Here is a 25,819-nt window from a genome sequence, read left to right as displayed (position 1 = left end):
CGGCCTCCCCTCGCCCGCTTGCCCGCACCCGGTCGGCCCCGCTTAGGCACTTCCGCTCCTTGCCGCCCCTGGTGGCCTTCGGCCACCGTTCGATCTCGGGTTACACCTTGCCTGATCAGGCGGCTTGACGCACATGTACGCGACGTCCCGTGGAGGGGGCGGGGAGTGCCTACCCGGCGCGGTGGCCCGCGGTGGAGGAGGTGCCGGAGCGGCGGGCCCGCAGCAGTTCGATCGCCACCGGGATCACCGAGACCAGCACGATGCCGACCAGGATGGCCTCGATGTTGTCCCGGACGAACGGGATCCGCCCCAGGAAGTAGCCGAGCACGGTGACGCCGCCGCCCCAGAGCACGCCGCCGACCAGGTTGAACACCACGAAGACGCGGTAGTTCATCCTGCTCACCCCGGCCACGATCGGGGTGAAGGTTCGGACGATCGGCACGAAGCGGGCCAGCACGATCGCCTTGGGGCCGTGCCGGTCGAAGAAGGCGGCGGCCTTCTCCACGTTCTCCTGCTTGAAGATCCGGGAGTCGGGGCGGCGGAAGAGGCTCGGGCCGACCTTGCGGCCGAAGAGGTAGCCGACCTGGTCCCCGGCCACCGCGGCGGCCACGACCAGCGCGCAGACCAGCCAGAGCGGCTGGTGCAGGTAGGTGCCGCCGGCCACCAGCAGACCGGTGGTGAACAGCAGTGAGTCACCGGGCAGGAAGAAGCCGATCAGCAGGCCGGACTCGGCGAAGACGATGGCCAGGATGCCGATCAGGCCGAAGGTGGAGATCAGGGTGGTCGGATCGAGCCAGGACGGGCCGAGGGCGAGGCTGGTCACGGTGCGGGCACTCCGGAGGTCGAGTCTTGGCAATGGAAGGGTAAAGCATTGACAAAGACTCGACCGGGGGCCGGAAGGTTCCCGGGGCGAGCGGGACGAGCGGGCTGGCGGGGCGGGGCGGACGGGGTGGGCAGGCCGGCGGGATGGGCGGGACGCGGCGGGGTGGGCGGAGGTGCCGGGAGCGCGAGCGGCCCCGGGAGCCGGCCCGGGTGGTGTCCTGGGCCGGCCCGCCGGGGCCGTGTGCTCGGGGTGCGCGGTCGGAGGTGTGGTGGTCGTGGGTGTGGCGGTCGGGGTCAGAGCCCGTAGCGCTCGACGATCTCCTCGTGCCGGGCGAGGTCCACACCGGCCGCCTTGGCCAGGGCCGGCCAGGCGAGCGGGTGCGGCCAGTCGTCCGTCAGCCGGTGCAGCAGGGCGTCGGCCTCGGCCGCCGAGGCGGTCGGCGGGACACCGAGGGCCGCGTAGACCCCGGGCAGCGTGTCACCGTCCTGTGCCGGATCGGTGATCCGGTACTGGTCCCCGCTGTACGCCCAGACCGCGTAGCCCTCCTTGGCGAGGTCCTCGCGCAGGCGGAACCAGGGATCGTCGCCCGGCCAGCCGCCGTCGATCCAGTACGTGGTGTACCCGGCCGGGTCGAGCAGGGTGAGGAACCCGAACACCGGGCGCCAGCGCTCCCGCTCCTCCTCCGGGGCGTCCTCGGCCGGCGGGCTCTCCAGCAGGGCCGGGGCGAAGACCACCACGTCGCCGTGGTTGAGCGTCAGCTCGTCGCCGAGCACCGGCAGGATGCGGGCGGTGGCCGGGCCCGTCCGGACGGCGGGCAGGTCGGCCGTCGTGCCGTTGGTGCGGGTGGCGCGGATGGTGACCAGCTGCCACTCCTCCTCCACCGGGCCCTCGGGCTCGTCGAACTCGATGCCGAGCAGCGCGCCGGTGGAGCGGACCACGGCCCAGTCCCGGTTGGCGGTGGCGGCGGTGATCAGGTGCCACAGGTCGGGCACCTGCACCGCCCCCCGGCCGTCCTCCTCGTCGGCGGCGTCGGCGGCGGCGCCGGTGTCGTCGGCGGCGTCGGTGTCGGAGGTGCCGGCGCCGTCGGAGGCGTCGGCGGCAACGGAGGCGTCGGCGCCGGCCGGGGTGGCGCGCTCCAGCAGTTCCAGGTAGTACCGCTGCGCGGTGGCGTGGTCGCCCAGCTCGGTGGCGGCGTGGGCGGCGAGGCGGCGGGTGTTGAGCACCTCGTCGTCCAGCGCCAGGATCGCCCGGCACTGCTCCAGCGCCTCGGCCCAGCGGCCCTCGGCAGCGGCCCAGCGGGCGCGTATCCAGTGCCCGTCGGCCGGGGCCGTCCGGGAGACCAGGTCCGCGAGGCGGCGCACCCCCTCGTCGTCCCGGGCCCGGATCAGCATCTCGCCGAGCGCGCCCGTCAGCTCCTCGTCCCCCGGGGCGGCGTCCAGGCCCCGCCACAGCAGCTCGGCGGCGGCGCGGGCGTGGCCGAGGCTACCCAGCACGGTGGCCAGGAGCACCGTCAGGTCGGTGGCGCCGGCCTGCTCACCCTGGTACCGGTCCAGGGCGACGGAGAGCAGGTCGGCGCCGGTCTCGAAGGGCACCTGGGCCTCGGCCAGGTGCGCCGCCAGCTCGCCCGGCGGGACGGGCAGCTCGGGCCTCGGCAGCGCCTCGGCGGCCGCGCGCAGGGCGGCGACCTGCTCCGCCACGCCGTCGGTGCGCCGCAGCCGGGCGAGCTTGCGCTCCCCCGTCGCGGCGAGCGTCAGCGCCACCGTGCGGGCGCCGCGGGCGAGCGCGAGCCGGCCCGCGGCCAGCAGCATGTCCACGCACGGGCGGTGCGCGCCGACGTCGTCCAGGTAGCCGACCCAGCCGGCCAGCACGGCGCCCAGCTCGGTGTCGTTCTCCCAGGCGCCGGCCGCCACGAGCAGCTCCACCGTCTGCGTCCAGGTGCCGCGCAGGTCGGCGTGGAGCTCGGCCTCGGACCGCTCGGGCAGCAGGGCGAGCGCCTCCTCGGTGCGGCCGAGCGCGGCGAACGCCCGGGCCCGCAGCAGGGCGCCCCAGCGCTGGTCGCGCTCGTCCAGCGGGTTCCCCTGCGCCTGTTCGGCCCGCTCGGCGGTGTCCAGCAGCTCCAGCACCTCCTGGTGCCGGCCCAGCAGGTGCAGGGTGCCGGCCCTGGCCTGCTGGAAGCGCAGCGAGACCTGCTGGCCGGCCGCGCGCATCCGGTTGGCCGCGGAGTCCAGGTACGCCAGCGCCTCGGCCGCCCGGCCGTCGTCCTCCAGGGCGTCGGAGTACTCGCGGGAGAGGCAGTCGTAGCAGGCCCGGGCGGGCTCGATCCGCTCCAGCGTCTCGCCGACCACGGCGAGGCGCTCGGCGACGTACCCCGGACCGTCGACCCGGGCGTGGCAGATCGCGAAGTCCTGCACCACGCAGACGGACTGCGGGCAGCTCGCCGTCTCCTCGCGGTGCGCGAAGTCCAGCAGGTCGACCGCCTCGGGAAGCACCGCCTCGCCCTGCTGGCGCTTGTTCAGCAGGTTCTGCATCCGCCAGTGCCGCAGGTAGACCTCGACCCAGGGCAGGTCGAGCGAACGGGCGGCGGCCACCGCCTCCGGGTAGAGCGCGTCCAGCTGCTCGTTGCGCCCCTGGGTGGCGTGGCCGGGCAGCTCGACGATGGCGTCGGCCAGCCGGTGGTGGCCGGCCTCGGCCAGCTGCCGGTGGGCGTCCCGCACCCAGGCCCAGATGTCGGTGGTCATTCCCGTTCCCCCTGCGTCGTACTGATGAGTTGTCTACCGCACCCCACTGACAGTCCGTCCGTCACGGCTCCTCCGAGAGGGCTCCGGGGCTGTCCGGGACGTCCGGCAGACCGGCCGGCACGGCGGCGGTCAGGGCGGAGACCGCGGTGCCGATGCCGGCCAGCGCGGCGGTGAGGTCGCCCTCGGACGGGCCGGCCGAGGCCGCGGCCATGATCACCTTGAGCGAGCGGAGCAGCCCGGCCGCCGTCGCGCTGCCGGTGTGCCCGGTCCGGTAGGCGGCGAGCAGGTCCCGGACCGCCGGGCTGTCCAGGTTGAGGTAGAGCCGGGCCCGGACCTCGCCGTCGGTGCGGGCGGTGAAGGCGCGGGCCAGCCGCAGGGCGGCGGAGGGGATCCGGGCGTCCGCCTGGTCGTCCTCGATCCGGGCCTTCAGCTCGGCCTCGCGGTCCGGCACCAGCACCAGCGGCAGGCCGGGCGGGTCGAAGCGGGCCGGCACGAGCTGCTCGCCCGGGTCGGCGAGGGCGCCGGCCAGCCAGGCGGACTCGTGCTCCGGCAACGGGCGCTCCGGGTCGCGGAACAGCTCGCGGTTGCCCTGCTCGCTGCCCAGCTCGACCAGCCGGCAGCCGCGCAGCTGGGCGTAGCGGCGCAGGAACGGCAGGACGGCGTAGCGGTCGCCGCGCGCGATCGGCACCCGCATCGCCCGGTACAGCATCTCCTCGAAGCCGCCGCCGCTGCCCAGCGCGACGTGCACCGCTCCCCCGCCGGCCGCCCGCAGCGCGCCGGCCGTGAGGTCGCCCTGGGAGGTGGGCACCGGGACGTCGTCGGCGAGCAGGGTGAACAGCCGCTCGTCGCAGAGCGCGGCCCCGAGCAGGTCCTGGCCGTGCCGGGTCAGGACGCGGCGCCAGGCGGCGGGCCGCAGCCGGGCGGTCTCGTACAGGCCCTCGACGATGGCGTCGCCGAGGGCCTGCTGGAGCGCGCGGTAGTGCTCGTCGCGCTGGAGGTCCTCGCGGCTGGCGGTGGGGGTGAGCCAGCCGGACTCGACCACGCCGCCGATGAACCCGGCCCAGCTGGGCAGCAGGTCGCGGGCGTCCTCGGCGAGCAGCATGCCGCGCAGGTACACGGCGAGGTCGCGGTTGTCGCTGCTGCCGTAGGTGCCGCCGTCCTGGACCCAGAGCAGGCCGACCGCGTCGGTGGCGCCCTCGACCGGCTGGACCGGGAAGGCGGTGAGCGGCTCGAAGCGGCGGCCGAAGGCGGTGGCGAAGCGCATCCGGGCGGCGTACTGGTCGCCGTCCACGCGCTGCCGCCAGGGCACCTCGACGGAGTTGACCGGCCGCTCGTCCTCGCCGACGAAGACCGGGATCGGCAGCAGCACGCAGTAGCGGGCGAGCACGTCGCGCAGCACGTCCTCGTCGGCGAGGTGGCCGTGCTCGGCCTTGAGCGCCAGCTCGACCACCGTGCCCGGGAGCGGCCGGGCGGGCACCGGCTCGACCTGGTACTGCTCGCCGCCGCGGCTGCGGTAGCGGTGGCCGAGGTGCGGCTCGCGGTGGGAGGTGGTGGTGACGGTCACCTCGTCGGCGACCGAGAAGGCGGAGAGGAAGCCCAGGCCGAAGGCGCCGATCAGCTCCTGGTTGCCGGTCAGTTCGCGCAGCATCCGGGTGTATCCGGTGCCGACGGTGGCCAGGTAGGAGTGGATCTCGGGTTCGGTGAGGCCGGCCCCGGTGTCCTCGATGGAGACCGTCCGGCGGACGGCGTCGGCGCGCACCCGGATCAGCGGGCGGTGGTCGCCGTCCGGGTCCTCCAGGAGCCGGCGGGTGTGCGAGTCGTGCGCGTTCTGGACCAGTTCGCGCAGGGCGACCAGCGGGGTCGAGTAGAGGTGGGTGGCGAGGACGTTCACCAGGCCGCCGAGATCGACCTCGGTCGTCCGCAGCTCCTCGGCGGGAATGGGCTCGGGCGGGACACCTTCAGACATGGGTCCTCAGTGTGCCAGTGCGACAATCCGTCGACCATTTCTTTCTCCCTATTGCCGTCCCCCAGGTGCCTTCCTGCGGAAATGACGGATTGCCGTCAACTCGAAATCGACCCGGTCTCCACCATCGGGCGAATTGCCACCCGTTCGGTGGAGTTCGTCCACATCGCGGGTGAATGCTGAGCGGGCGCCTTCAGGCCACGGCCCTCCGGAGCGGACGCTCCGGGCGCCGCCACAGTTCGCACGCCCAGCCAGGGAGACCACGTGTCCCGTCATCGCGCAGCCGCCGCCGTCACCGCCCTCGGGGCCTTCCTCCTGGCCGGCCTCGGCGCCGCCACCGCGCACGCCGACCCGGGCGCCGGCTCCGGCACCTCCGCCCCCGCCAGCGGCAGCACGGTGAACAACGCCGGCTCCGGCAACGTCCTCGGGCCCGTGCACGGCAACGTGGTCAACAGCCAGCAGACGGCCACCGGTTCGGGCGCGAGCAACCAGCACAACGGCCTCGCGGCGGTCGGCAACACCGGCAACGCCGGCGCCTTCCAGGGCAAGGGCGACATCGGCGTGCAGTTCCACTGAGCGGGGTGGGGCCTGTCGCGGCGCCCAGGCGGACGGAACGGCGGCGCCGGGGGAACGGCGGCGCGAGCGGAGCGGAACGGCGGCGCGAGCGGAGCGCGGGGCTTCGGCGAGCATGGACAGCCGAAGCTACTCCCGATTAACTTGTGGGGCCATCACCAGGCACGTTCCGCCCCGGCCGGCCCTCCCGGCCGGAGCCGTCGAAGGGAGCGACGCCGTGCGCCGCACCGTGTTCAACGAGGACCACGAGGCCTTCCGGGAGACCATCCGGGACTTCATCGCCAACGAGGTCGTCCCGGTCTACGAGAGCTGGGAGGCCGAGGGCCACCCGCCGCGCGACTTCTACCGGCAGCTCGGCGCGCTCGGCGTCTACGGCATCGAGGTGCCGGAGGAGTACGGCGGCGCGGGCGAGAGCGGGTTCAAGTACCAGGCGGTGATAGCCGAGGAGACCGCCCGGGCGGGCGTGAGCTTCGGCTCCTCCGGCGTGCACACCGGCCTGGTCCTGCCGTACCTGCTGGAGTACGCGAACGAGGAGCAGAAGCGGCGCTGGCTGCCCGGCTTCGTCTCCGGCGACATCATGACCGCGATCGCGATGACCGAGCCCGGCGCCGGCTCCGACCTCGCGGGCATCACCACCACCGCGCGGCTCTCCGAGGACGGCACCCACTACGTCCTGAACGGTGCCAAGACCTTCATCACCGGCGGGGTGCTCGCCGACCTCGTCCTGGTGGTCTGCCGCACCGCCCCGTACGACCCGGAGAACCGCCGGGCCGGGCTGTCCATCCTCTGCGTGGACACCACCTCCGAGGGCTACACCGTCGGCCGCAAGCTCCAGAAGATCGGCCTGCGCACCTCGGACACCGCCGAGTTGGCGTTCAACGACGTCCGGGTGCCGGTGGAGAACCTGCTCGGCGAGGAGGGGCGCGCCTTCTCCTACCTGACCCACAACCTGGTGCAGGAGCGGCTGGCGATCGCCGTCGGCGCGTACGCGGCGGCCGCGGCGGCGGTGCGGTTCGCGGTGCAGTACGTCAAGGACCGCAAGGTGTTCGGCAAGGCGGTGGCCGAGTTCCAGAACACCAAGTTCAGCCTGGCCGACTGCGAGGCCCAGGTGGTGGCGCAGCAGTCGATGGTGGACCGGGCGCTGGAGCTGTACCAGAACGGCGAGCTGACCGTCGCGGACGCGGCCGCGGCGAAGCTGTTCTGCACCGAGTCGGCCTCCACCGTGATCGACAAGTGCCTCCAGCTGCACGGGGGTTACGGCTACATCCTGGAGTACCCGATCGCCCGCCTCTACACCGACAACCGGGTGTTCCGGATCTACGGCGGCACCAGCGAGGTCATGCGCAGCATCATCGCCAAGTCACTGGGGCTGTAGGGGCGTTCGGTCCGTCCGGGCCCGCCGGGTCGTCGACTCGCGGGCCCGGATGCCCAGTTGGCCCGCGGGTCGGGATGCACGGTTGGCCCGCGAGTCGGGATGCTCAGTTGGGCGAGCCGTGCTCGGCCCGCCAGGCCTCCCAGCCGGCCGTGGACGCCACCCGCGCCTCGTGCAGGGCCCGTTGGGCGAGGGCGGTCGGCGTGGCCTCCAGGTTGCGCACCCACCTGCGGCCCGCGGTGGCCAGCGCCACGCAGACCATCGCCACCCCGGCCGTGCCGATCACGGTGCCGATCACGGTGAGCACCGCGCCGCCGGTGAGCACCGTGCGGTTGACCTGGAGCCCGCTGAAGACTTTCTGGTTGGTCGACATGCCTCCACGATGCGGGCAGTCGTCGGGGGCCGCACCCCGGGCTACTCGCGTCGGGCGGCGCGGCCGTACCCGGCCGACGACACCGGGCCGTACCCGGCCGACGGCACCGGGCCGTGCGCGCCCACCGGCCCCGGGCCGTGCGCCCGGCGGTCGGGCGGCTCCGGGTGCGGGCCGCCCCCGCGTCCGCGACCCTGGGCACACGGAGTGCACCCGGAGCGAGGAGGAGGCGCGGTGCCCGATCTCGAACAGCTCGCCGTGGAGCACGCCGCCCGGGCGGCCGAGAGCCCGCACGGGCGCAGCGCCCACCTCGTCCTGCACGACGGGATCCTGCGCCAGACCGTGATCGCGCTGACGGCGGGCACCGCGCTGGACGAGCACAACCCGCCCACCGCGGGCAGCGTCCAGGTGCTGCGCGGCCGGGTCTCGCTGACCATCGCCGGACGGCGGCTGGAACTCCCGGCCGGACGGCTGGAGCCCGTCCCGCAGGAGCGGCACGGGCTGCTGGCGCACGTGGACTCGGTGGTGCTGCTGACCGCCGTCACGGCGTAACCACCCCCGCGCTACGCGGGGTCGAACACCCCGTCGCCGACCAGCCGCAGCCCGCGCAGGAAGTCCTGCCCGCTGGGGGCGAGTTCGGGCGCGGCCAGCCACTGGGCGCAGTAACCGGTCAACAGCGCCTGGTAGAACGCCCCGCAGGCGATGTTCTCCTCGGTCTCCGGCACCTCCGGCAGCCCGCGGAACACCGCGGCCAGGCCGAGCCGGCCGTCCTTCTGCGCCCCCGCGAAGGCCTCCGCCAGCTCGGGGGCGTGCCCGGCCAGGGCGAGCGCCTCGAACTGGGCCGCCCAGAGCCCCCGGTGCTCGACGAAGACGTCCCGCAGGCCGTCCCAGACGGCCGCGAAGCGCTCCTCCGGGTCGTCCGACACCTGGTTGGCGTCGACCACCACCTGACCCATGGCCTCCCCCAGGTCCCCGATCGCCTCGATCATCGCGGCGTTGAGCAGCGCGTCCTTCGAGCCGAAGTGGTAGCCGATCGCGGCCAGGCTGACGCCGGAGGCGGTGGCGATGTCGCGGGCGGTGGTCCGGGCGTAGCCCTTCTCGTACAGGCAGCGCTTGGCACCGGCCATCAGGTCTTCGCGGTTTCCCATGGCCCCGATCCTACGGAACTCCTGGACGAACGTCTCGAACGTCCGTCTTGCACAATCGTACTAGACATATGTCTGACACACCCGTACCGTCTTGCCCATGACCGCAACCACCGGCCGCGCGGGCCGTCGTGAATGGATCGGCCTGACCGTCCTGCTGCTCCCGACCCTCGTCCTCACCATGGACATGGGCGTGCTCTTCTTCGCCGTCCCGTACATCGCGACCGCGCTCGCGCCGAGCGGCACCCAGCAGCTGTGGATCCTGGACATGTACTCGTTCCTGCTGGCCGGGCTGCTGCTCACGATGGGCGCGCTGGGCGACCGGATCGGCCGCCGCCGGCTGCTGATGATCGGCGCCACCGGCTTCGCGGCGGCCTCGCTGCTGGCCGCCTGGTCGCAGGACGCCGGCCAGCTGATCGCGGCCCGCGCGGTGCTCGGCGCCACCGGGGCCACCCTGATGCCCTCGACCCTCGCGCTGATCCGCAACATGTTCCACGACTCCAGGCAGCGCCAGCTCGCGCTCGGCCTCTGGGGCGGCGTCCTCACCGCCGGGGCCACCCTCGGCCCGGTCGCCGGGGGCCTGCTGCTGGAGCACTTCTGGTGGGGCTCGGCCTTCCTGCTGGCCGTCCCGGTGATGGCCCTGGTGCTGCTGGCCGCGCCCTTCCTGCTCCCCGAGTACCGCTCCGCCGAGCGCGCCGGCCGCTTCGACCTGCCCGGCGCCGCGCTCTCGCTGGCCGCGATCCTGCCGCTGGTCTACGGCGTCAAGACCGTCGCCGTCGAGGGCTGGAGCCTGCTGCCAGGGATCGCCGTCCCGGCCGGACTGCTGATGGCCGCCGCCTTCGTGTGGCGCCAGCGCACCGCCGCCGCCCCGCTGCTCGACCTGAGCCTGTTCCGGATCCGCACCTTCAGCGGCGCGATCAGCGTCAACACCATCGCGATGTTCGCGATGATGGGCTTCACGCTCTTCACCTCGCAGTACCTCCAGCTGGTCAAGGGCATGAGCCCGCTGACCGCCTCGCTCTGGTCGCTGGTGCCGAGCGTCGGCGTCGGCGCCTCCGTCGGGATCAGCTCGGCGCTGGCCGGCAAGGTCCGCCCGGCGGTGCTGATGGCCGGCGGGTTCCTGATCGGCTCGGTGGGCTTCGCGATGATGACGCGGGTCGGCGCGCACTCCCCGCTGGCGCTCATCCTCACCGCGGCGGGCGTGCTGGCCGCCGGAACGGTCGGCACCATGACGATGACCGCCGAGATGGTCGTCTCCGCCGCCCCGCCCGAGCAGGCCGGCTCCGCCTCCGCCACCTCCGAGACGGCGGTCGAGCTCGGCAGCTCGCTCGGCATCGCCCTGCTCGGCGCGGCCGGCGCCGCGGTCTACCGCCACCAGCTGGACGGCGCCCTCCCGGCGGGCCTCGACGGCGAGGCCGCCCGGGCGGCCCAGGACACCCTCGGCGGTGCGGTCACCGTCGCCGCCCAGCTGCCCGACCGGCTCGGCGCCGAGCTGCTGGAGACCGCCCGCGCCGCCTTCACGGACGGCCTGCACGTCGCCGCGGTGGTCGGCCTGGTCTTCGCCTTGGGGGCCGCCGCCCTGGCCTACCGACTGATGCGCCACCTCCCGGCCGCCGCGCCCGCGCCGGGGCTGGAGGCGGAGGCGGAGGCCGAAGCCACGGCCGAGGCAGAGGCCGAGGTCGAGGTCGCGCCTGCGCGGGAGCAGGAGGCCGAGCCCGCGGCCGAAGCCACGACCGAGGCCGCGAGCGCGCCCTCTGCCGTCTGACCCCGCCCCGGCCGGTCCCCGCGCGTCAGGGAGAGCTTCAGCCCACCGAGCGGGGGCTCTGCGCCGTACCAGGGCTCGGTCGGTCTCCGCGCGCACGGGTCAAGGCCTCCGTCCCCGGCCAGGCCGGCCCAGCCGTCGCGCCCCTCGGCCTCCGCCTCGTCCGCGAGGCGGCTGGGCCACCCGCCCCCGCCCTGCGCGGGGTGCCGCGCTTCGTCCACGCCGTGACGGCAGCGCCAGAACCGATGAGCGCGACGCGGTGCGACGCCCGGCGCCGGCGCCGGGGCTCCACCCGGAGGTGGAAAGCAGCCGGTCCACCTCCGGGTGGGTGCGGCCTGGGCCCCGCGGGCGGACCGTGGAGACGTACCTCGGAAACGACCGCCGGGAGCCCCCGATGTCCCTGCCCGCCCTCCTCTCCCTCCTCGGCCTGCTCTGCTGGATCGCCTACGAGCTGCTGCTGCGCCGGCGCCGGGACGCCTCCGCCGGGACCTGGCACGCCGACCGCCGCGACCGCGGGTCGACCCGGCTGCTGATCGGCTGCTACCTCGCCTCGGTCCTCGCCGTGGTGCTGCTCGACAACGCCTCGGTCGGCGAACTGCCCGGCTGGGCCCGCTGGTTCGGGGTCGCGGCGGTGGCCGCCGGGCTCGCCCTGCGGGCCTGGGGCATGCGCACCCTGGGCCGCTACTACACCCGCACCCTGCGCACCGTGGACACCCAGCGGCTGGTCCGCACCGGCCCGTACCGGCTGATCCGCCACCCCGGCTACGCGGGCAGCCTGCTGGTCTGGGTCGGCTACGCCCTCGGCACCGGCAGCTGGGCCGCCGCCGTGGTGGTCGCCGCGCTGCTGCTCGCCGCGTACGGCTGGCGGATCTCCGCCGAGGAGCGGCTGCTGCTGGACGCCTTCGACGGCGAGTACGAGGAGTACCGTCGGGTGTCGAAGCGCTTGGTGCCGTTCGTCTACTGATCGCACCGGCGCGCGCGGCGGATGTGAGCTTCGGCACCCGCATCCGGCCAGGTGGGCGGTCCCGCCCGCCACCGGCACCCCCGCCACGTCCTCGCGACCCGCTCGAACGGCACCTGGTTTTTGGCCAGCGTTTCCCGGGTGGTGTATCCGTTCGCCGTCAGGTCCAGGCATACTGGCCAGCACGGGCGCTAGCGCCCGCCATGCCTCTAGACAAGAAGGGACCGGTGGCCAGGGATGCTGCGTAACGGTCTTGAGCCCTGGCACATTCTCGTGGTGCTGGCGGTCGTAGTCCTGCTGTTCGGATCGAAGAAGCTGCCGGAGATGGCCCGAGGCCTCGGCAAGTCCATGCGCATCCTGAAGGCCGAGACGAAGGCCATGCGCGAGGACGACGCCCCGGCGGACGCCGGCACCGCGCAGAGCACCGAGCGCCCGGCCGTCACGCCGACCAACGTGACCAAGGCCGCCGACGCCGCCGACGCCAAGCGGCCCGAGACGACCGCCTGAGTCACCCCGTTCCTCCGGAGAGCCCCTGGTGAGCCACCAGGGGCTCTCCGCTGTTCCGGCCCCGTCGCGGGCCCCGTTCCGGCCCGGTTTCCGGCCCCGTTCCCGTCACCGTTCCCGTCGCCGGTCCCCTCGACTGGCCGCCCGATCTGATCCGTTGTCTCCTGGTACGCACCCATCGGAGGAAACGGAGTCCCGGCATGCCGACCGACCAGCCCGAGGACGAGCGTCATGACGGGCGTCGTGACGGGCGTCGCGGAGGGAGTCATGACGGGCGTCGCGGAGGGAGTCCTGGCCGGCCGGCCGAGGAACCGGCCGGGCCTCGGGCCCGGCCGGGCGCCGTCGAGGCCCAGGGGGCGGAGCCCGCCGGGCAGTTGACGGCCGGGCCGGGGCGGGGGCCGCAGGGCCCGTCCCGACGCCGGGTGCGCTCCTTCCTCGCCGCGCTGCTGATCGTGCTGGCCTGCGTGCTCACCCCGCTGAGCGCCCTCGCCCTGTGGGCGAGGTCCGAGATCAGCGACACTGACCGCTACCTGGCGACGGTGGCCCCGCTCGCCCGGGACCCCCGGGTCAAGGCGGCCGTCACCGACCGGGTGACCGCCGAGATCATGAAGAAGCTCCCGATCGACTCGCTGTTCGGCGGCACTCCCCTGGGCGGCATCGGCCAGACCCTGGACGAGGGGCTGACCGGCTTCGTCCACGGCCAGGTCGGACGGTTCGTGGACAGCGAGGCCTTCGTCAGCGTCTGGACGGACGTCAACCGGGACGCGCACGGCGCCGTCGAGAAGATGGTGACCGGGCGGGGCGGCGGCGCGGTCGAGGTGCGGGACGACACCGTGCTGCTCGACCTCGCCCCGGTGATCGCCCGGGTGAAGGCCTCGCTGGTGGACCAGGGCGTCCCGCTGGCCTCCCGGATCCCGGAGATCCACACCTCCTACCCGCTGGTGCGCTCCGACGCCCTCCCCCGGGCCCGCACCACCCTGCGGGTCCTGGACCTGGCCGGCTTCTGGGTGCCGGTCCTGGCCGGGGCCTGCGCGCTCGGCGGGGTGCTGCTCGCCCGGCGGCGGCGCCGGGCGGTGGTGGCGGCGGCCCTGGGCATGGCCGGCGGGGCGCTGCTGCTGGGCGTCGGGCTGAGCGTGTTCCGGGCCCTGTACCTGGACGGGCTCCCGGCGGACGTGGACCAGCCGGCCGCCCAGGCGGTGTACGACGCGCTGGTGCGCTACCTGCGGTCGGCCGTCCGGGTGGTGGTCACGCTCGGCCTGCTGGTCGCGCTCGGCGGCTGGATCAGCGGCGGCGGGCGGTGGGCGCGCACCGTCCGCCGCGCCTGGCGCGCCGGGCTGGGCGCGGTGCGGCGGGTGGCGGAACGGGCCGGACTGCGGCTCGGGCCGGTCGGCCGGTTCGTCCACCGCCGGAAGGCCGCGCTGGGCTGGCTGGCGGTCGCGCTCGCGGCGCTGGGCTTCGTGCTGTGGAACCGTCCGACGGTGCTGGTGACGCTCTGTCTGGCGCTCGGGCTGGTGGCCGTCCTGGCGGTGCTGGAGCTGCTGGACGAACCGGGGCGACGTGGGGGCGTCGGGCAGCCCGAAGGAGGGGCCCGGGTCTCGTCCTGAAGGGTGATCACGCGGGCGTCGAGGGCTCCTGGGGTCGGTGGGGTCGTTCGGTGGGGTTTCGGTGAGGTCGTTCGGTGAGGTGTTCGGTGGGGTGTGGGGAACGGCGTGGGGGCGGCGCACGGCTGCTGCGGCCCGCGCCTGAGCGGAGCAGCCCGGCGAGCAGGCGGAGCCACCCTGGGACAGGCTGGGCGGGATGTCCGAGAACCCGCCTCCGCCCGCCGAGCTGCGCGCCTGGCTCTGGCTGCTGGGCGCGTTCGCGCTGCTGATGGCCGGGTACTTCACCGTGCCGCTGGAGTGGCTGGGCGAGCGCCGGCCGCTGGTGAGCTGGACGGTGTTCGCGGTGGCGCTGGTCGCCCTGACCTCGCTGCTGCTGGCCAAGATCGCCGGGGTGGTGCGGGGGACGGCCAGACGGCCGGTGCACTGGCTGACCTTCCTGATCGGCCTGGCGGTGGTCGTCTTCGCGGGGACGTACTACGTGCTGGGCGCGCACAAGGCGGAGTTCGCCGGGCTGGAGACCCGGCTGGACGCGCTGTACTTCACGGTGGTGACGATGGCGACGGTCGGGTACGGCGACATCACCCCGGCCGGACAGACGGCGCGGCTCGTGGTGGTGCTCCAGATCGGGTACAACTTCGTGTTCCTCGCGGCGGCGGCCGGGACGGCGTCCCGGGCGGTCCGGGGGAACGTGGAGCGGAGGATTCGGGGCGGCCAGGGCTGATCCGGGCCGTCCGGCCCGGCGGGCCTGTGCACGCGACCCGCCGCGCGTTGCCGGTCGTCGGTCGTCAGGCGGTGTCGCGCTCGATGTCGAGGAGGAGGACGAGGAGGTTGAGCAGGGTCGACGCCGGAGCGGTGTTGAAGCGGACGAGGACGCGGCCGTCGATGGTCTGGTCGGTGGTGGCGGAGGGGAAGATCAGACCGTACTTCCGGCCGCGCTCCTGGACTTCGGCGAGGAGCGTGCGGATGTGGTCGTCGGTGTAGTTCCGGATGCGGGGATCGGTCGGCAGCATCGGGAAGCGGCTGCTGGTCATCGGTGGGCCGCCCCGTCCAGCTCGAACCAGACGGATTTGGCCTGGTCGTGGGGGTCGACGCCCCAGCGGTGGGTGAGGCCGGCGACGAGCTGGAGGCCGCGGCCGGACTCGGCGAGGAGGGACAGCGGCGGGGTGGAGGGGAGGACCGGGCTCTCGTCCGTGACGGAGACCCGGAGGTTGCCGTTGTCGGAGATGATGCCGACGAGGGGGGCCGGGGTGTTTGCGTGGCGCCACGCGTTGACGAGGAGCTCGACGAGGGCGAGCTGGGCGTCGGAGATGACGGCGGGCGGCCAGCCGATGCGGGTCATGGTGTGGTGGAGGGTCTGACGCGCGATGGCGAGGGTGGGGGTGTTGATGTGACGCATGGGAGTTCTCCCGAGGCGTGAGGTGGGGAGGATCCGGCGGAACACGTGTCGCCGTGAGCCAGGCCGTGGATGAGGACACGGCTGCTCTGCGGCGCCTACTGACAGGACTTACTGACGATCCGTCGGATCGATGTGAGATCGACCATACCCCAGTGGAATCACATGTGATCCCAGATCCGGATAGATTCATCCTCAAGTGGACCCCGCACGCGGCAGCGCGGCAGACTTGGGACATCTCGGCGAGGAAGGGACCCATGCCACCACGAGTCAACCCGACGCTTCGCCAGCGCCGCATCGGAACCGAGCTTCGGAAGATGCGCGAGGCCGCCGGGCTGTCAACGTCGGACCTCAGCAGAGCCCTCGGCATCGACCGGACTCAGGTCAGCCAGATAGAGGCGGCCAAGGTCGGCGTGAGTCCGGAGCGGCTTCGGTCCTTCGCCGCTGCCTGCAAGTGCATGAACGAACCCTTGATCGACGCCTTGGAAGCCATGGTCCTGGACCGTTCCAAGGGGTGGTGGGAGGAGTACCGAGGTTCAGTCCCGGACGGCATCCTGGAAAACGCGGAGCTGGAGAAGACCTCTCGCAAGTTCATGTTGTGGGTTCTCACTCACATGCCTGGCATCTGCCAAACCCTCAGCTACGCCTCTTCCGTCTTCGGGCGTGTGGTCCCTCCGCTTCCCCGCCATGAACTGGAGATCCGTACCGCATTCAGAATGCAACGCAAGGCTGACCTTCGCCGCGATCCGAAGCCGGTGACCTTCTTCATCTACGAATCGGTGTTGTGGACGAGGTTCGGTGGCACGCAGATCCTCAGGGAGCAACTTGCCTCTCTCCTCGATGACTCCGAGTTGCCCTGGATGACCATCCGAGTGGTGCCGTTCGACGTCGACACGTTCCCTGGAGCCGTCGAAAGCCTCACCTACGCGTTCGGCGCCCTCCCCGAACTTGACACTGTCGAACGGGAGTCTTCCCACAGCACCGAATATCTCGATGCTGCCAGCGAGCTAACCAGCTACCGTCACATCTTCGACCGCATCGAATCGGTCGCCCTGAGCGAAAGCCGATCTCGCGATCTGATCGGCAAGATCGCACGAACCCTGTGAAGGACCCAAGATGACCGACTCCGACTGGCAGAAGTCCTCGTTCAGTGGCAACGCCGAGAACTGCGTGGAGGTCCGCACGGTCGCTGGAGCGGTCGAGCTCCGCGAGTCCGACGAGGACCACCTCGCTCTCCGCGCCGCTCCCGCCGCCCTCGCCTCCCTCCTCCACGGAGTCAAGGCCGGCGAATTCGACCACCACGCTTGAACCCCCACGCAGGAAGTCGGCCCGTCCGACTTCCTGCGCGGACACCACCGCTCTTCGGCCCCTCGCGCCCGGCTCGGCGCGAGGGGCCGCTGCTATGCCCGCCCGGGGTTCAACTCGCCTCGGCATCCCCCTGGTTACCCGGCGACCCGATGTCCTTGATCCCACCCGGCGTCCCGTCCGGGGCGAACGAGTGGTGGAAGGTGAAGGCGTGCGGTGAGACGCCGTGCTCGTGGAGGTGTTCCAGCCTGGAAACCCCGTCCTGCCAGGTCGGTGTCACGCCCTCGGAGACCCACCAGAACGCGTACAGCGGGTGCTCTGCCCTCTCGAACCAGTCGTAGCGCCTGTTCAGCGCCTCCCGATGGAGACCGGTGTAGATACCGTCGAAGGCAGAGCGCAGATCCGTCCAGAGCGACAGCGTCGCGGCCAGCGCGATGGTGTCCGCCGTACGGCCCTTGTCGTACCAGGCCGGTACGACGAACTCTCCCCATGCTCCCCAGTCCAGATCGAAGTGAGTCCTCCGGGCGCCCTCCGCCGCTTCGGCATGAGCGAGGTACCCGGGGTGCCGGCTGATCGACCGGTAGACGTCCTCGCCGCTTTCGTGGAGTTCACGCGTCAGCGGACCGGGATCGGCGAGAGGCGACTTCAGGACGCCGAATGTGTACAGCGCGAGATGGGGCATGCGTCTCTCCCTGTCGAAGGTGCCTGGTGCGGACCGGTTCGGGGCATGACCGACTCACCCCGTGACGGGGCGGCTCAGCACGACGGAATCGGTGGGCGTGCGACCGTGGGCGATCGCCGAAGACCAGGTGAAGGTAACCGCCTCCGCGAGCGATGTCGAAGTTGCAATTCGGCTGCCCACATGGCCTCTTGCGCACAGCTCGGCCGCCGAACGCACAGGAAGTCGGCCCGCCCGACTTCCTGTGCGGGCACCACTCCCGCCGGCCCGCTGGGTCTCCCCCTTGGGGGTAACTCGCCCTGCGGGCGGCGCGATTCGCCCTTGATCTTTAATCCGATACAGGAATACGGCCCCTCCTTCGTGGACGGCCGTCGACCGACCCTCTAGCGTGGTCCGTCGATGGCCCAGCAGGGCCACACCCCATCCACTCCGCCCAGCGGCGAAGGCCTGGCGGAGATCCCCGAGAGCATGCTTCTGGAGGCAGCCCGTGCGCTTGGATGGTGAGGCCTGGCAGGCCAGGTTCCGCGAGTTCGAGTCCGAGGCGTGGCGGCTGGAGACGCTCCCCGCCTACAACGTCCCGCAGGAGGAAGAGGACCTGCGGGCGTTCCGAGCGGGTGAGCGGATCGACCCGCACACGCATTCCAACGCGTACACGGACGACCTCAAGCGCGTTCGACGCGAGGGGAAGCTGAAGGGGCGGGTACACATCGTCACGCGGCCCCTCTCCGAGTACCTCCGGTACGAGTTCATGTACTACCTGCCCCACGTGTGGGCCGGCGAAGACGTGCGCATCATGGACGTCACCGACCGCCCCAATCCTCTGGCCGGTGTCACCGACTTCTGGATGTTCGACAAGCGGGAGGTCGTGCTGATGCACTACCTCCCCGACGGGACTCAGATCGACCGCTCCGTGTTCGAGGGCGACATCAGCCCGTTCATCGAACACCAACGGATCGCCCTCGCGGAATCAGTGCCCTTCGAGGAGTACGTGCGAAGCATTGGCACTTGACCCACAGGAGCTGGGTCAGTCCCACTCCGACCTGGCGGCGATTCTTCAAGAGCTGCGCGAGCGAGCTGGACTCTCCGGGGTCCAGCTCGCCAGGCGTCCTGCGCGCACTTGCCCCGCCACCGGGCGGGACATCACGTCGCCGCTTTCAGAGCGACGAATCCGCCTGAGCCCGGAACTCCGCGTAGCGCACCGCGTGGTGCCAGGCGGCATCACGGGCCTGGCAGGCGAGGAGGACCTCCAGCGGGTCGGTGACCAGCTCCATCCCGACGGTGCGCTCCCCGTCGAAGTGGAAGCGTGCGACCGTGCGGGAGTCGAAGAGCCAGAAGTCCGACAGCCCCGCCAGGCCCGAGGCCTCGGCGTCCGAGCGCCACATGTACCGGATGTCCTCCCCGGCCGCCACGTTGGTCCGGGCGCACGCCAGCAGGTACCGCTGCCCCTCGGTCGGCGGCTTGTCCACCAGACGCACCCGCTCGAACCGCTTGCCCTTGTCCACCATGCGGCGCACGTTCTCGAACCAGGGGTGCCCGACCTCGCCGGCGGTGTCGCCGGTGCGGAGGAACTCGGCGTAGGAGGGCATCTGCCGGTCGGACAGGTAGCCGGTCCGCGTCTCCAGCCGCCAAGCGGTGTGCTCGAAGCCGTCGTTGATGAACTCGGTGATCTTCTGCTGAGGCACGAACTCGGGCACTGACGTCGACTCCCTCGGTACGAGCCTCGCGAGGACGGATCGCGAGGCGTGTCTACGAAGTCCCCATCCTCCTACCTGACTTGCACCACGGTCTCGGCTTGGAGGAGGGCTCTCAACCGCCGCAGGAGAATATTCGAGAATCGGCGCTCACTCCGCGTGGTTCTCCGGGCATTCTGAGTCAACCTGACCGACTTCGAAGGGACGGCTATGAGCCGACGGCTGCGGTACATCGGGAGCACCTCGGACAGCGACGGATGCCCCACGCTCTACGAGGACGTGGAGACCAAGGAAGTGGTTGTGCAGGGTGACCTGGTGACCGACCCCGACGAGATCGCCCAGTTCCGCAACATCAAGCCCGGCGAGGGGTTCGTGACCGTGCCGCGCGTGCTGCTCGCGGACTTCGCGCCGCGCGACATGAACCGGGAGCGCGTTCTGGTCAGCTGGGACGAGTTCGAGGACATGTTCGTGAGCTGCCAGCACACGGCTTTCCGCTTGGAGACCCGACGCGAGTACCGTTCCGACGAATCCTCCGAGGACTACCGACGCTTCGTCGCCGGGCTGGCCCCCGAGTGGGACCTGGACCACCCCTGGTGCCGCACGCGCCGCGAACAGACCGCCCTGGGCAAGCGGTTCGAGCGGGTGCGGATCATGGACAACCCTCCCACCCTCGGGCAGCGGTACCTGCTCCAGAACGCCGAGCGGAACGGCCTGGTGGGCGAGGACATTCGCTACCTCTGGCGTGCCGACGCTGAGAAGTTGGGCCTCGCCCAGGAGGACGCCTGGTTGTTCGACTCGCGTTACCTGGCCCTGCTGCACTTCGACGCCGAGGACAACGTCACCGAGATCGAGGTGATCACCGACCCGGTCAAGGTGGCCCGCGCCTGCCAGGAGCGGGACGCCGCCTGGCACTACGCCGTCCCCCACAGCGAATTCCGTGCTGGGGTACCGTCCGACGTGTGAGCACCGACTTCCAGCAAGCCAGAATCGCCCTCGGCCTGCGGCTCCGTGAGCTGCGCGCCGAGGGCGGTTTCACAGGCCGACAACTGGCTGACCGACTGGGCTGGACACAGTCCAAGGTCAGCAAGCTGGAGACCGGCCGGCAGACGGCCACCCACAACGACCTCAAGGCCTGGGCCGAAGGCACCGGTCGGCCCGAAGCGGCGGCCGAGCTGTCCGCCAGGCTTCAGGCCTTCGAGTCGGGAACCCGTTCCTGGCGGCGGCAGTTGGCCGCCGGACACAAGCCAGTACAGGACACGCTGACCGCCGAACACGACCGCACTGCGGTCGTGCGCGCGTGGGAGGGTTCCATGATCGCCGGAATTTTCCAGACACCCGACTATGCCAGGCATATCTTCAGCGCGTTCGTCGACCTTCACCAGTCGCCACGCGACATAGATGATGCCGTGCGAGCCCGCATCCAGCGGCAGGAGGGCCTGTACCGGCCGGGCAAGAAGTACCACGTCGTCATGTGGGAGGCGGCCCTGCGCGCACTGGTCTGCCCGCCCGCCGTGATGGCCGCGCAGCTCGACCGGCTGAGCGGCGCGATCGGGCTGGACACCGTTTCGCTCGGGATCGTGCCGTTCGAGGCCTCGCTCAAGCTGCCGCCGGCCAACGGCTTCTGGATCCACGATGACCGGCTCGTCATCGTGGAGGACTGGCACGCCGAGCTGTGGCTCGACCAGCCGGACAACGTCGCGTTGTACCGGCGCGTTTGGGACACCCTTGCCGACGCGGCCGTGTACGGCGCCGATGCCCACCGGGTCATCGCGCGCTGCCGCAGGGCGCTCGGGGACGTCTGAGGAATCTCCGCGAACCACGCCCCCAGCGGCTCGAATAGTCGAGAATCGCGCGCCCTTCGCCGACGCCATCGCCCGTAGCGTCCTCATCAGCAGGAGAGTTGACCACCAGCGAAGGGGAAGACACATGCCCATGCTCGACAGCGGCAAGCACGGCGGCGGCCAGGGCGACGGCAAGGGTGGCGGCCAGCAGGACGACTCCAGCAGCGGCAACAAGCACGGTGGCGGCGGCAGTGACGAGGGTGGGAACTCCTCGGACGGCCGTGGGCCGGCGTCGGGCCGCTGAGGGATGAGCGAGCAGCACGAAGCGGAGGCCGGCCGGGCCCGGCTGGCCTCCGCGCTCAGCGCGAACGGGGCGCTCGGCTCCGACTGGCTGGAGGCCTACCAGGCCGTGCCGCGCCACTGGTTCGTCCCGGACCTCATCTGGCCGGGCCAGGCGGACGGGGTGCGGCAGGGTGAGTCCGTGCACCGGCTGGCCGATCCGGCGAGGTGGTGGCAGGCCGTCTACTCCGACGTTCCGCTCACCACGCAGTGGGACGACGGGGAGCACACCGGGGACGGCAGGGGAACCGTACCGACCTCGTCCAACTCGATGCCGACGATGGTGTTCTCGATGCTCGCGGCCCTCGACGCGCGACCCGGCCACCGGGTGCTGGAGATCGGAACCGGAACCGGGTGGAACGCCGCCCTGTTGTCGCACCGCGCCGGTGCGGGGAACGTCGTCACGGTGGAGGTGGACGAGGAGAGCGCGGCAGCCGCCCGGCTACGGCTCGCGCGGGCCGGGTACGAGCCCCGGCTCGTGGTGGGCGACGGGTCGAAGGGCTGCCCCGACGCCGCCCCCTTCGATCGCGTCATCGCCACCTGTTCGGTCCGCCGGGTGCCGTACGAGTGGGTGGCGCAGGCCCGGCCGGGGACCGTGATCGTCGCGCCGTGGGCGCCGGAGTACGGCGGGGAGGCGGTGGTGCGGCTCACCGTCGGCGAGGACGGGACGGCCAGTGGCCGGTTCGTCGGGTCGTCGGCGTTCATGCGGCTGCGCCGGCAGCGGGCCGAGCGGCCGGACAGCCTGGCGTACCTGTCCGGGCCGTGGCCGGCCGACGGAACGAGGTCGTCGACGACACTGTCCCCGGAGGAGGTCGGCGGGTGGCTGGCCATGTTCGCCGTCGGCACCCGGGTGCCCGACGCGTTCCCGCTGGTCGAGCGGTACGCCGACGGCTCGTACACGCTGTGGCTGCACGACACGGCCGTCACGTCCTGGGCCACCGTCGACTGGGAGCCCGGCCGGGCCTCCTACGAGGTGGTGCAGTCCGGCCCCCGCGGTCTCTGGGACGAGGTGGCCGCCGCGTACCGCTGGTGGCGTGAGCGGGGGCACCCCGGCTTCGACCGGTTCGGGCTCACCGTGACGCCCGAGGGCGAGACGGTCTGGCTGGACAGCCCGACGCTGGGCGGTCCCACGCCGGGCAGTCCCACGCCGGGCAGCCCTCCGAAGTGAGCGGAGCAGGAAGTCGGCCCGCCCGGCTTCCTGCTCCGCGCGCTCAGGCCCGGACGCGGCGGACGGCGGCTTCCAGGACGGACCAGGGGTCGGTGGGCTCCAACTCGCCCTCCGCGGCGCGGTCGACGAGTTCGGCGAAGCAGGCCTGGTAGAGGAGTTCGCGGTGGGGCGTGCCGGTGTCCTTCTCCAGGCGGCGGATCACACCCTGCTGGAGGCCGCCGCCGTGGTGGACGGCGATCTTCCTGCGCCAGGCGATGGCGTCCGGCACCCGGGTGCCCATCGCGGTGCGCAGGTGGTGCTTCTCGCGGCCGTTGCGGACCTTGCACTCGGGGGCGGTGTCCAGGGCCACCCGCATCACCGGCCAGGCCCAGAAGGGGTGGTGGGTGGCGGTGCCGTAGGCGAGCGGCATCCGGTTGGAGAGTTCGTTGCTGCGGCGGGTGCGGTCGACGGCGGTGAGGCACTGGTCGATCAGGTCGTCGCGGTGGTCGAAGGGGCGGTAGAGCCCCGCGTTGATCAGGTCGCTGCCGTAGCCGGTGAGCAGCACCTTCTCGGGGGCGATGGCGCCGAGGCGCTGCACGGAGGTGGCCGTCAGGGCGACTTCGACCACCTCCGGGTCGGTCACGCCCAGCCAGCGCACCGCCTCCGGTATGGAGGCGATGATGTCGTCCTCGGTGAGCCGGACGGGCTGGAGGGCGACGCCGAGTTCGGCGCAGAGTTCGGCGGCGTCGTCGAGTTCGTCGCCCCAGGGGGTGGCCACGCTGTACGGGGTGACGGGCAGGCCGGCCCGGGCGGCGAGGTAGGTGACGGTGCCGGAGTCGATGCCGCCCGAGAGGAGGGTGGCGTAGCCGGTGCCCTCGGGGGCGGACGCGGCGATCCGGCGGATCTCCTCGGTCAGCGCCTCGATCTGGGCCTCGCCGGCGGCGAGCGGGTCGTCGCGGCGCGGGTCGCGGAACGAGGCGAGCGGGTCGTGCTCGTCGCGGGTCTCCGTCAGCCAGACGCCCCCGGTGCGGTGGGTGCGGGTGTGGATGCCGTGGCGCAGCCGGTGGACGCCGGCCAGGGTGCCCCCGGTGGAGTCGACGGGCAGGCCGAGGGCGGGCAGCACCAGGGGTGCGAGCAGCGGGTCGGTGAAGTAGGCGAACAGGCCGCGCAGCCGGTTGGCGGCGTAGTAGACCGGATCCTCGTTGAACGGGGAGACGTGCAGGGTGACGGCGTCGGGCTCGACGCGCAGGACGGTGGCGGTGGTGTCGTCCGGGCCGTCCGGGGAGGCGGTCAGGGTGCGCACGCCGAGGGTGAACGGGGTCGTCTCGGGGAGCGCGGCGCCGACGGGCCCCCGGTAGTAGGCGTTCAGGCCGCCGAGGTCGGCGTGCCAGGCCAGATCGGCCAGCCTCGGGACGGGGGCGTTGGTGACGACGCACCACTTGCTGACGGGGGTTCCCTGAACAGTCACGCTGATCACGCCTTTCCGATGATCCGGCGCATGCGCTGCTGCGCCTCGCCGGCCGAGAACGCGGTGCGGTGGGACCTCTTGCCCTCGTCGCGGACCCGGCGCAGGCCCTCCACGAGGGGGCCGTTGACCCGGGCGCGGGTCGACTGGACGGCGGCGGCGGTGTAGGAGGCGATCCGCCGGGCGTGCGCGAGGGCGGTGTCGAGCAGGTCCTCCGGGTCGGTGACCTCCTGGAGGAGGCCGTCCGTGAGGGCGCGGCCGGCGGACCACTCGGCGCAGGTGTAGAGCATCTGCTGCATGACGCTGCGGCCGACCACCGCCTCCAGCAGGTAGCCGCCGAAGTTGCAGGCGATGCCGACCCGGAACTCGGGCATCACCAGCTTGGAGACGTAGCTGCCGATCCGGAGGTCGCAGCAGAGCGCGATCTGGAGGCCGACGCCGATGGCGAAGCCGTCGATGGCGGCGATGACGGGCTTGGTGATGCCGGCGACGGTGGCGTACAGGTCGGTGATGTCGTCGATCCAGTCGTCGACCTCGTCGCCGCCGGAGAACTCCGAGACCTCGTGGAAGTCGCCGCCGGCGCCGAAGGACCGGCCGGGGCCGCCGTACAGGACGACGCAGCGGACCCGGGCGTCGGCGTCGAGGTCGGTCAGCAGTCCGGTCAGCTCGCGCATCCGCGCCCGGCTGAACGGGTTCTGTTCGTGGGCCTGCGAGAACTCCACGAGGGCGACGCCCTCGGAAAGCACCTCGCAGGTCATGGTCGCTGTCGTGGTGTCAATCGGCGACACGGCCCCTCACTCTCCATCAGATGGCATATTTATGCAGCAAACGTCGTGCGCCGTTGCACGATGACCGGTGACTGGCTGGAAACGCCCAAGGTCGTTGCCGCCCAAGTTGCTTGAATGTACGGTGGTCGGAATGTTCATTCACCGAGAAGGAATGTGAACCATGGCGATCACGGCCCCCAGGGGATTTCGCAGCGTGACCAAGAACATGGGGCTCAAGGACGTCGAGGACGACTTCGCGGTCGTCGTCTCCGAGGTGCCCGCCCGCTCCGCCGCCGTGTTCACCCGCTCGCGCTTCGCGGGGCCGAGCGTCGTCCTCAGCCGTGAGGCGGCGCCCCGGCAGCGCAGCCGCGGCATGGTCGTGCTCTCCCGGAACGCCAACGTGGCCACCGGCAAGGCGGGCGCGGACAACGCCGCCGAGGTCCGCCGCAGGGTCGCCGAGATCGTCGGCATCGACCCCGAGGAGCTGGTCATCGGTTCGACCGGCGTGATCGGCCGCCCCTACCCGATGGAGAGCATCCGGGCCGGGCTCGACGAGCTGTCCTGGCCGTTCCCGGAGGCGGACTGCCCGGCCGCCGCCGCGGCCATCATGACGACCGACACCCGCCCCAAGCACCTCAGCGTGCGGGTCGGCGACGCGGTCCTCACCGGCATCGCCAAGGGCGTCGGCATGATCGAGCCGAACATGGCCACCCTGCTGACCTTCTTCTTCACCGACGCCGACGTCCCGGCCGCCGAACTCGACGCCCTGTTCCGGCGCGTGATGGACCGGACGTTCAACGCCCTGAGCATCGACACCGACACCTCCACCAGCGACACTGCCGCGATCTTCGCCAACGGCCTGGCCGGGCCGGTCGACCTCGCCGAGTTCGAGCGGGCGCTGCACACCGTCGCGCTGCACCTGGTCCGCGACATCGCCTCGGACGGCGAGGGCGCCAGCAAGCTGATCGAGGTCCAGGTCACCGGGGCGCGCGACGACGCCCAGGCCAAGCGGGTCGGCAAGAGCGTGGTCAACTCGCCGCTGGTGAAGACGGCCGTGCACGGGGCCGACCCGAACTGGGGCCGGATCGCGATGGCCGTCGGCAAGCTGGAGGACGAGACCGACATCGAGCCGCCCCGCGTCCGGATCTCCTTCGACGACATCCCGATGCACCCGGAGGAGCCGAGCGACGCCCTGCTGGAGCAGGCCGCCCGGTACCTGGCCGGCGACGAGGTGGTCATCCGGGTCGACCTCGGCATCGGCGAGGGCGCGTTCACCGTCTACGGCTGCGACCTCACCGAGGGCTACGTGAAGATCAACGCCGACTACACCAGCTGAGCCGGCCGCGGCGGGGGGGGGGGGGGGGGGGGGGGGGGGGGGGGGGGGGGGTGCCCCGCCGGCCCCCCCCCTCTCCTGTGGAGGGGCGGGTAGTGACGCATGCG

Annotated in this window: 27 protein-coding genes; 16 read left to right on the top strand and 11 right to left on the bottom strand. The window is 72.3% G+C overall.

The window, feature by feature from the left end:
• Window positions 1–169 precede the first annotated feature (169 nt).
• The 3 genes from ACZ55U_RS16415 to ACZ55U_RS16405 form a co-directional block, all read right to left on the bottom strand.
• Entirely contained in the window at window positions 170–823 is a 654-nt protein-coding gene (locus ACZ55U_RS16415; RefSeq protein ID WP_465526803.1) for a DedA family protein, read from the bottom strand.
• Between the two features lie 293 nt (window positions 824–1,116).
• Window positions 1,117–3,561, bottom strand: a complete 2,445-nt coding sequence (locus tag ACZ55U_RS16410) for a tetratricopeptide repeat protein (RefSeq protein WP_465526802.1) — start codon at window positions 3,559–3,561, stop codon at window positions 1,117–1,119.
• 61 nt (window positions 3,562–3,622) lie between these two features.
• Window positions 3,623–5,527, bottom strand: coding sequence for an ATP-binding protein (locus tag ACZ55U_RS16405; RefSeq protein ID WP_465526801.1), 1,905 nt, complete (start codon window positions 5,525–5,527; stop codon window positions 3,623–3,625).
• Window positions 5,528–5,788: 261 nt separating this feature from the next.
• Here ACZ55U_RS16405 and ACZ55U_RS16400 point away from each other — a divergent pair, with 261 nt between their 5' ends.
• Both ACZ55U_RS16400 and ACZ55U_RS16395 read left to right on the top strand, forming a co-directional pair.
• Complete coding sequence (locus tag ACZ55U_RS16400) at window positions 5,789–6,100, top strand: hypothetical protein (protein ID WP_465526800.1); 312 nt, start codon at window positions 5,789–5,791, stop codon at window positions 6,098–6,100.
• A gap of 214 nt (window positions 6,101–6,314) precedes the next feature.
• Window positions 6,315–7,472 (top strand): acyl-CoA dehydrogenase family protein, encoded by a 1,158-nt coding sequence (locus ACZ55U_RS16395; protein WP_465526799.1) that lies wholly within the window; start codon window positions 6,315–6,317, stop codon window positions 7,470–7,472.
• A 103-nt stretch (window positions 7,473–7,575) separates the two neighbouring features.
• Here ACZ55U_RS16395 and ACZ55U_RS16390 read toward each other — a convergent pair whose 3' ends face one another.
• Entirely contained in the window at window positions 7,576–7,842 is a 267-nt protein-coding gene (locus ACZ55U_RS16390) for a hypothetical protein (RefSeq protein ID WP_465526798.1), read from the bottom strand.
• Window positions 7,843–8,073: 231 nt separating this feature from the next.
• Between ACZ55U_RS16390 and ACZ55U_RS16385 the strand changes: the two genes are divergently transcribed.
• Window positions 8,074–8,391, top strand: a complete 318-nt coding sequence (locus ACZ55U_RS16385; RefSeq protein ID WP_380700260.1) for a cupin domain-containing protein — start codon at window positions 8,074–8,076, stop codon at window positions 8,389–8,391.
• An 11-nt stretch (window positions 8,392–8,402) separates the two neighbouring features.
• Here ACZ55U_RS16385 and ACZ55U_RS16380 read toward each other — a convergent pair whose 3' ends face one another.
• Window positions 8,403–8,987 carry a TetR/AcrR family transcriptional regulator gene (locus tag ACZ55U_RS16380; protein ID WP_465526797.1) on the bottom strand — a complete coding sequence of 195 codons (585 nt, stop codon included), beginning with the start codon at window positions 8,985–8,987 and terminating at the stop codon, window positions 8,403–8,405.
• Window positions 8,988–9,084: 97 nt separating this feature from the next.
• On the opposite strand from ACZ55U_RS16380, the gene ACZ55U_RS16375 reads away from it, so the two are divergent.
• From ACZ55U_RS16375 to ACZ55U_RS16355, 5 genes are all read left to right on the top strand, one after another.
• Window positions 9,085–10,749 carry an MFS transporter gene (locus ACZ55U_RS16375; protein ID WP_465526796.1) on the top strand — a complete coding sequence of 555 codons (1,665 nt, stop codon included), beginning with the start codon at window positions 9,085–9,087 and terminating at the stop codon, window positions 10,747–10,749.
• Between the two features lie 391 nt (window positions 10,750–11,140).
• Window positions 11,141–11,710 carry a methyltransferase family protein gene (locus tag ACZ55U_RS16370; RefSeq protein ID WP_465526795.1) on the top strand — a complete coding sequence of 190 codons (570 nt, stop codon included), beginning with the start codon at window positions 11,141–11,143 and terminating at the stop codon, window positions 11,708–11,710.
• 234 nt (window positions 11,711–11,944) lie between these two features.
• Window positions 11,945–12,214: a Sec-independent protein translocase subunit TatA gene (gene tatA / locus ACZ55U_RS16365; RefSeq protein WP_465526794.1), complete on the top strand. Its 270-nt coding sequence runs from the start codon at window positions 11,945–11,947 to the stop codon at window positions 12,212–12,214.
• A gap of 419 nt (window positions 12,215–12,633) precedes the next feature.
• Window positions 12,634–13,815 carry a hypothetical protein gene (locus tag ACZ55U_RS16360; protein WP_465526793.1) on the top strand — a complete coding sequence of 394 codons (1,182 nt, stop codon included), beginning with the start codon at window positions 12,634–12,636 and terminating at the stop codon, window positions 13,813–13,815.
• A 193-nt stretch (window positions 13,816–14,008) separates the two neighbouring features.
• Window positions 14,009–14,533 (top strand): ion channel, encoded by a 525-nt coding sequence (locus tag ACZ55U_RS16355; protein WP_465526792.1) that lies wholly within the window; start codon window positions 14,009–14,011, stop codon window positions 14,531–14,533.
• Between the two features lie 64 nt (window positions 14,534–14,597).
• Here ACZ55U_RS16355 and ACZ55U_RS16350 read toward each other — a convergent pair whose 3' ends face one another.
• Entirely contained in the window at window positions 14,598–14,843 is a 246-nt protein-coding gene (locus ACZ55U_RS16350) for a hypothetical protein (RefSeq protein WP_465526791.1), read from the bottom strand.
• Window positions 14,840–15,208, bottom strand: a complete 369-nt coding sequence (locus tag ACZ55U_RS16345; RefSeq protein ID WP_465526790.1) for an ATP-binding protein — start codon at window positions 15,206–15,208, stop codon at window positions 14,840–14,842. The genes ACZ55U_RS16350 and ACZ55U_RS16345 overlap by 4 nt, the downstream gene beginning before the upstream one ends.
• Before the next feature lie 254 nt (window positions 15,209–15,462).
• Here ACZ55U_RS16345 and ACZ55U_RS16340 point away from each other — a divergent pair, with 254 nt between their 5' ends.
• Window positions 15,463–16,311, top strand: coding sequence for a helix-turn-helix domain-containing protein (locus ACZ55U_RS16340; protein WP_465526789.1), 849 nt, complete (start codon window positions 15,463–15,465; stop codon window positions 16,309–16,311).
• A 10-nt stretch (window positions 16,312–16,321) separates the two neighbouring features.
• The gene (locus ACZ55U_RS16335) at window positions 16,322–16,513 is read left to right on the top strand and encodes a DUF397 domain-containing protein (RefSeq protein ID WP_465526788.1); all 192 of its coding nucleotides are present in this window, start codon (window positions 16,322–16,324) and stop codon (window positions 16,511–16,513) included.
• Window positions 16,514–16,622: 109 nt separating this feature from the next.
• On the opposite strand, the gene ACZ55U_RS16330 is transcribed toward ACZ55U_RS16335, so the two are convergent.
• Window positions 16,623–17,192 (bottom strand): DUF3291 domain-containing protein, encoded by a 570-nt coding sequence (locus tag ACZ55U_RS16330; protein ID WP_465526787.1) that lies wholly within the window; start codon window positions 17,190–17,192, stop codon window positions 16,623–16,625.
• Window positions 17,193–17,676: 484 nt separating this feature from the next.
• On the opposite strand from ACZ55U_RS16330, the gene ACZ55U_RS16325 reads away from it, so the two are divergent.
• Entirely contained in the window at window positions 17,677–18,198 is a 522-nt protein-coding gene (locus tag ACZ55U_RS16325) for a DUF6879 family protein (RefSeq protein ID WP_465526786.1), read from the top strand.
• A 145-nt stretch (window positions 18,199–18,343) separates the two neighbouring features.
• Here ACZ55U_RS16325 and ACZ55U_RS16320 read toward each other — a convergent pair whose 3' ends face one another.
• Entirely contained in the window at window positions 18,344–18,883 is a 540-nt protein-coding gene (locus tag ACZ55U_RS16320) for a DUF6879 family protein (protein ID WP_465526785.1), read from the bottom strand.
• Window positions 18,884–19,090: 207 nt separating this feature from the next.
• Between ACZ55U_RS16320 and ACZ55U_RS16315 the strand changes: the two genes are divergently transcribed.
• The 4 genes from ACZ55U_RS16315 (at window position 19,091) to ACZ55U_RS16300 (ending at window position 22,168) form a co-directional block, all read left to right on the top strand.
• Window positions 19,091–19,843: a DUF6879 family protein gene (locus tag ACZ55U_RS16315; protein WP_465526784.1), complete on the top strand. Its 753-nt coding sequence runs from the start codon at window positions 19,091–19,093 to the stop codon at window positions 19,841–19,843.
• Complete coding sequence (locus ACZ55U_RS16310; RefSeq protein ID WP_465526783.1) at window positions 19,840–20,682, top strand: helix-turn-helix domain-containing protein; 843 nt, start codon at window positions 19,840–19,842, stop codon at window positions 20,680–20,682. The genes ACZ55U_RS16315 and ACZ55U_RS16310 overlap by 4 nt, the downstream gene beginning before the upstream one ends.
• A 124-nt stretch (window positions 20,683–20,806) precedes the next feature.
• The gene (locus tag ACZ55U_RS16305; protein ID WP_465526782.1) at window positions 20,807–20,965 is read left to right on the top strand and encodes a hypothetical protein; all 159 of its coding nucleotides are present in this window, start codon (window positions 20,807–20,809) and stop codon (window positions 20,963–20,965) included.
• A gap of 3 nt (window positions 20,966–20,968) precedes the next feature.
• On the top strand, window positions 20,969–22,168 hold the full coding sequence (locus tag ACZ55U_RS16300) for a methyltransferase domain-containing protein (RefSeq protein WP_465526781.1): 1,200 nt from the start codon (window positions 20,969–20,971) through the stop codon (window positions 22,166–22,168).
• A 43-nt stretch (window positions 22,169–22,211) separates the two neighbouring features.
• Here the strand turns inward: ACZ55U_RS16300 and ACZ55U_RS16295 are convergent, their stop codons facing one another.
• Window positions 22,212–23,615, bottom strand: coding sequence for an asparagine synthase C-terminal domain-containing protein (locus tag ACZ55U_RS16295; RefSeq protein WP_465526780.1), 1,404 nt, complete (start codon window positions 23,613–23,615; stop codon window positions 22,212–22,214).
• A 5-nt stretch (window positions 23,616–23,620) separates the two neighbouring features.
• A complete protein-coding gene (locus ACZ55U_RS16290) occupies window positions 23,621–24,400 on the bottom strand; it encodes an enoyl-CoA hydratase/isomerase family protein (protein WP_465526779.1) in 780 nt (259 codons plus the stop codon).
• 160 nt (window positions 24,401–24,560) lie between these two features.
• On the opposite strand from ACZ55U_RS16290, the gene argJ reads away from it, so the two are divergent.
• Complete coding sequence (argJ, locus tag ACZ55U_RS16285) at window positions 24,561–25,715, top strand: bifunctional glutamate N-acetyltransferase/amino-acid acetyltransferase ArgJ (RefSeq protein ID WP_465526778.1); 1,155 nt, start codon at window positions 24,561–24,563, stop codon at window positions 25,713–25,715.
• The last annotated feature ends 104 nt before the right edge of the window (window positions 25,716–25,819 follow it).

Source organism: Kitasatospora sp. NPDC034533, from assembly GCF_055575155.1.
This window is presented reverse-complemented; position numbering and strand designations above follow the sequence as displayed.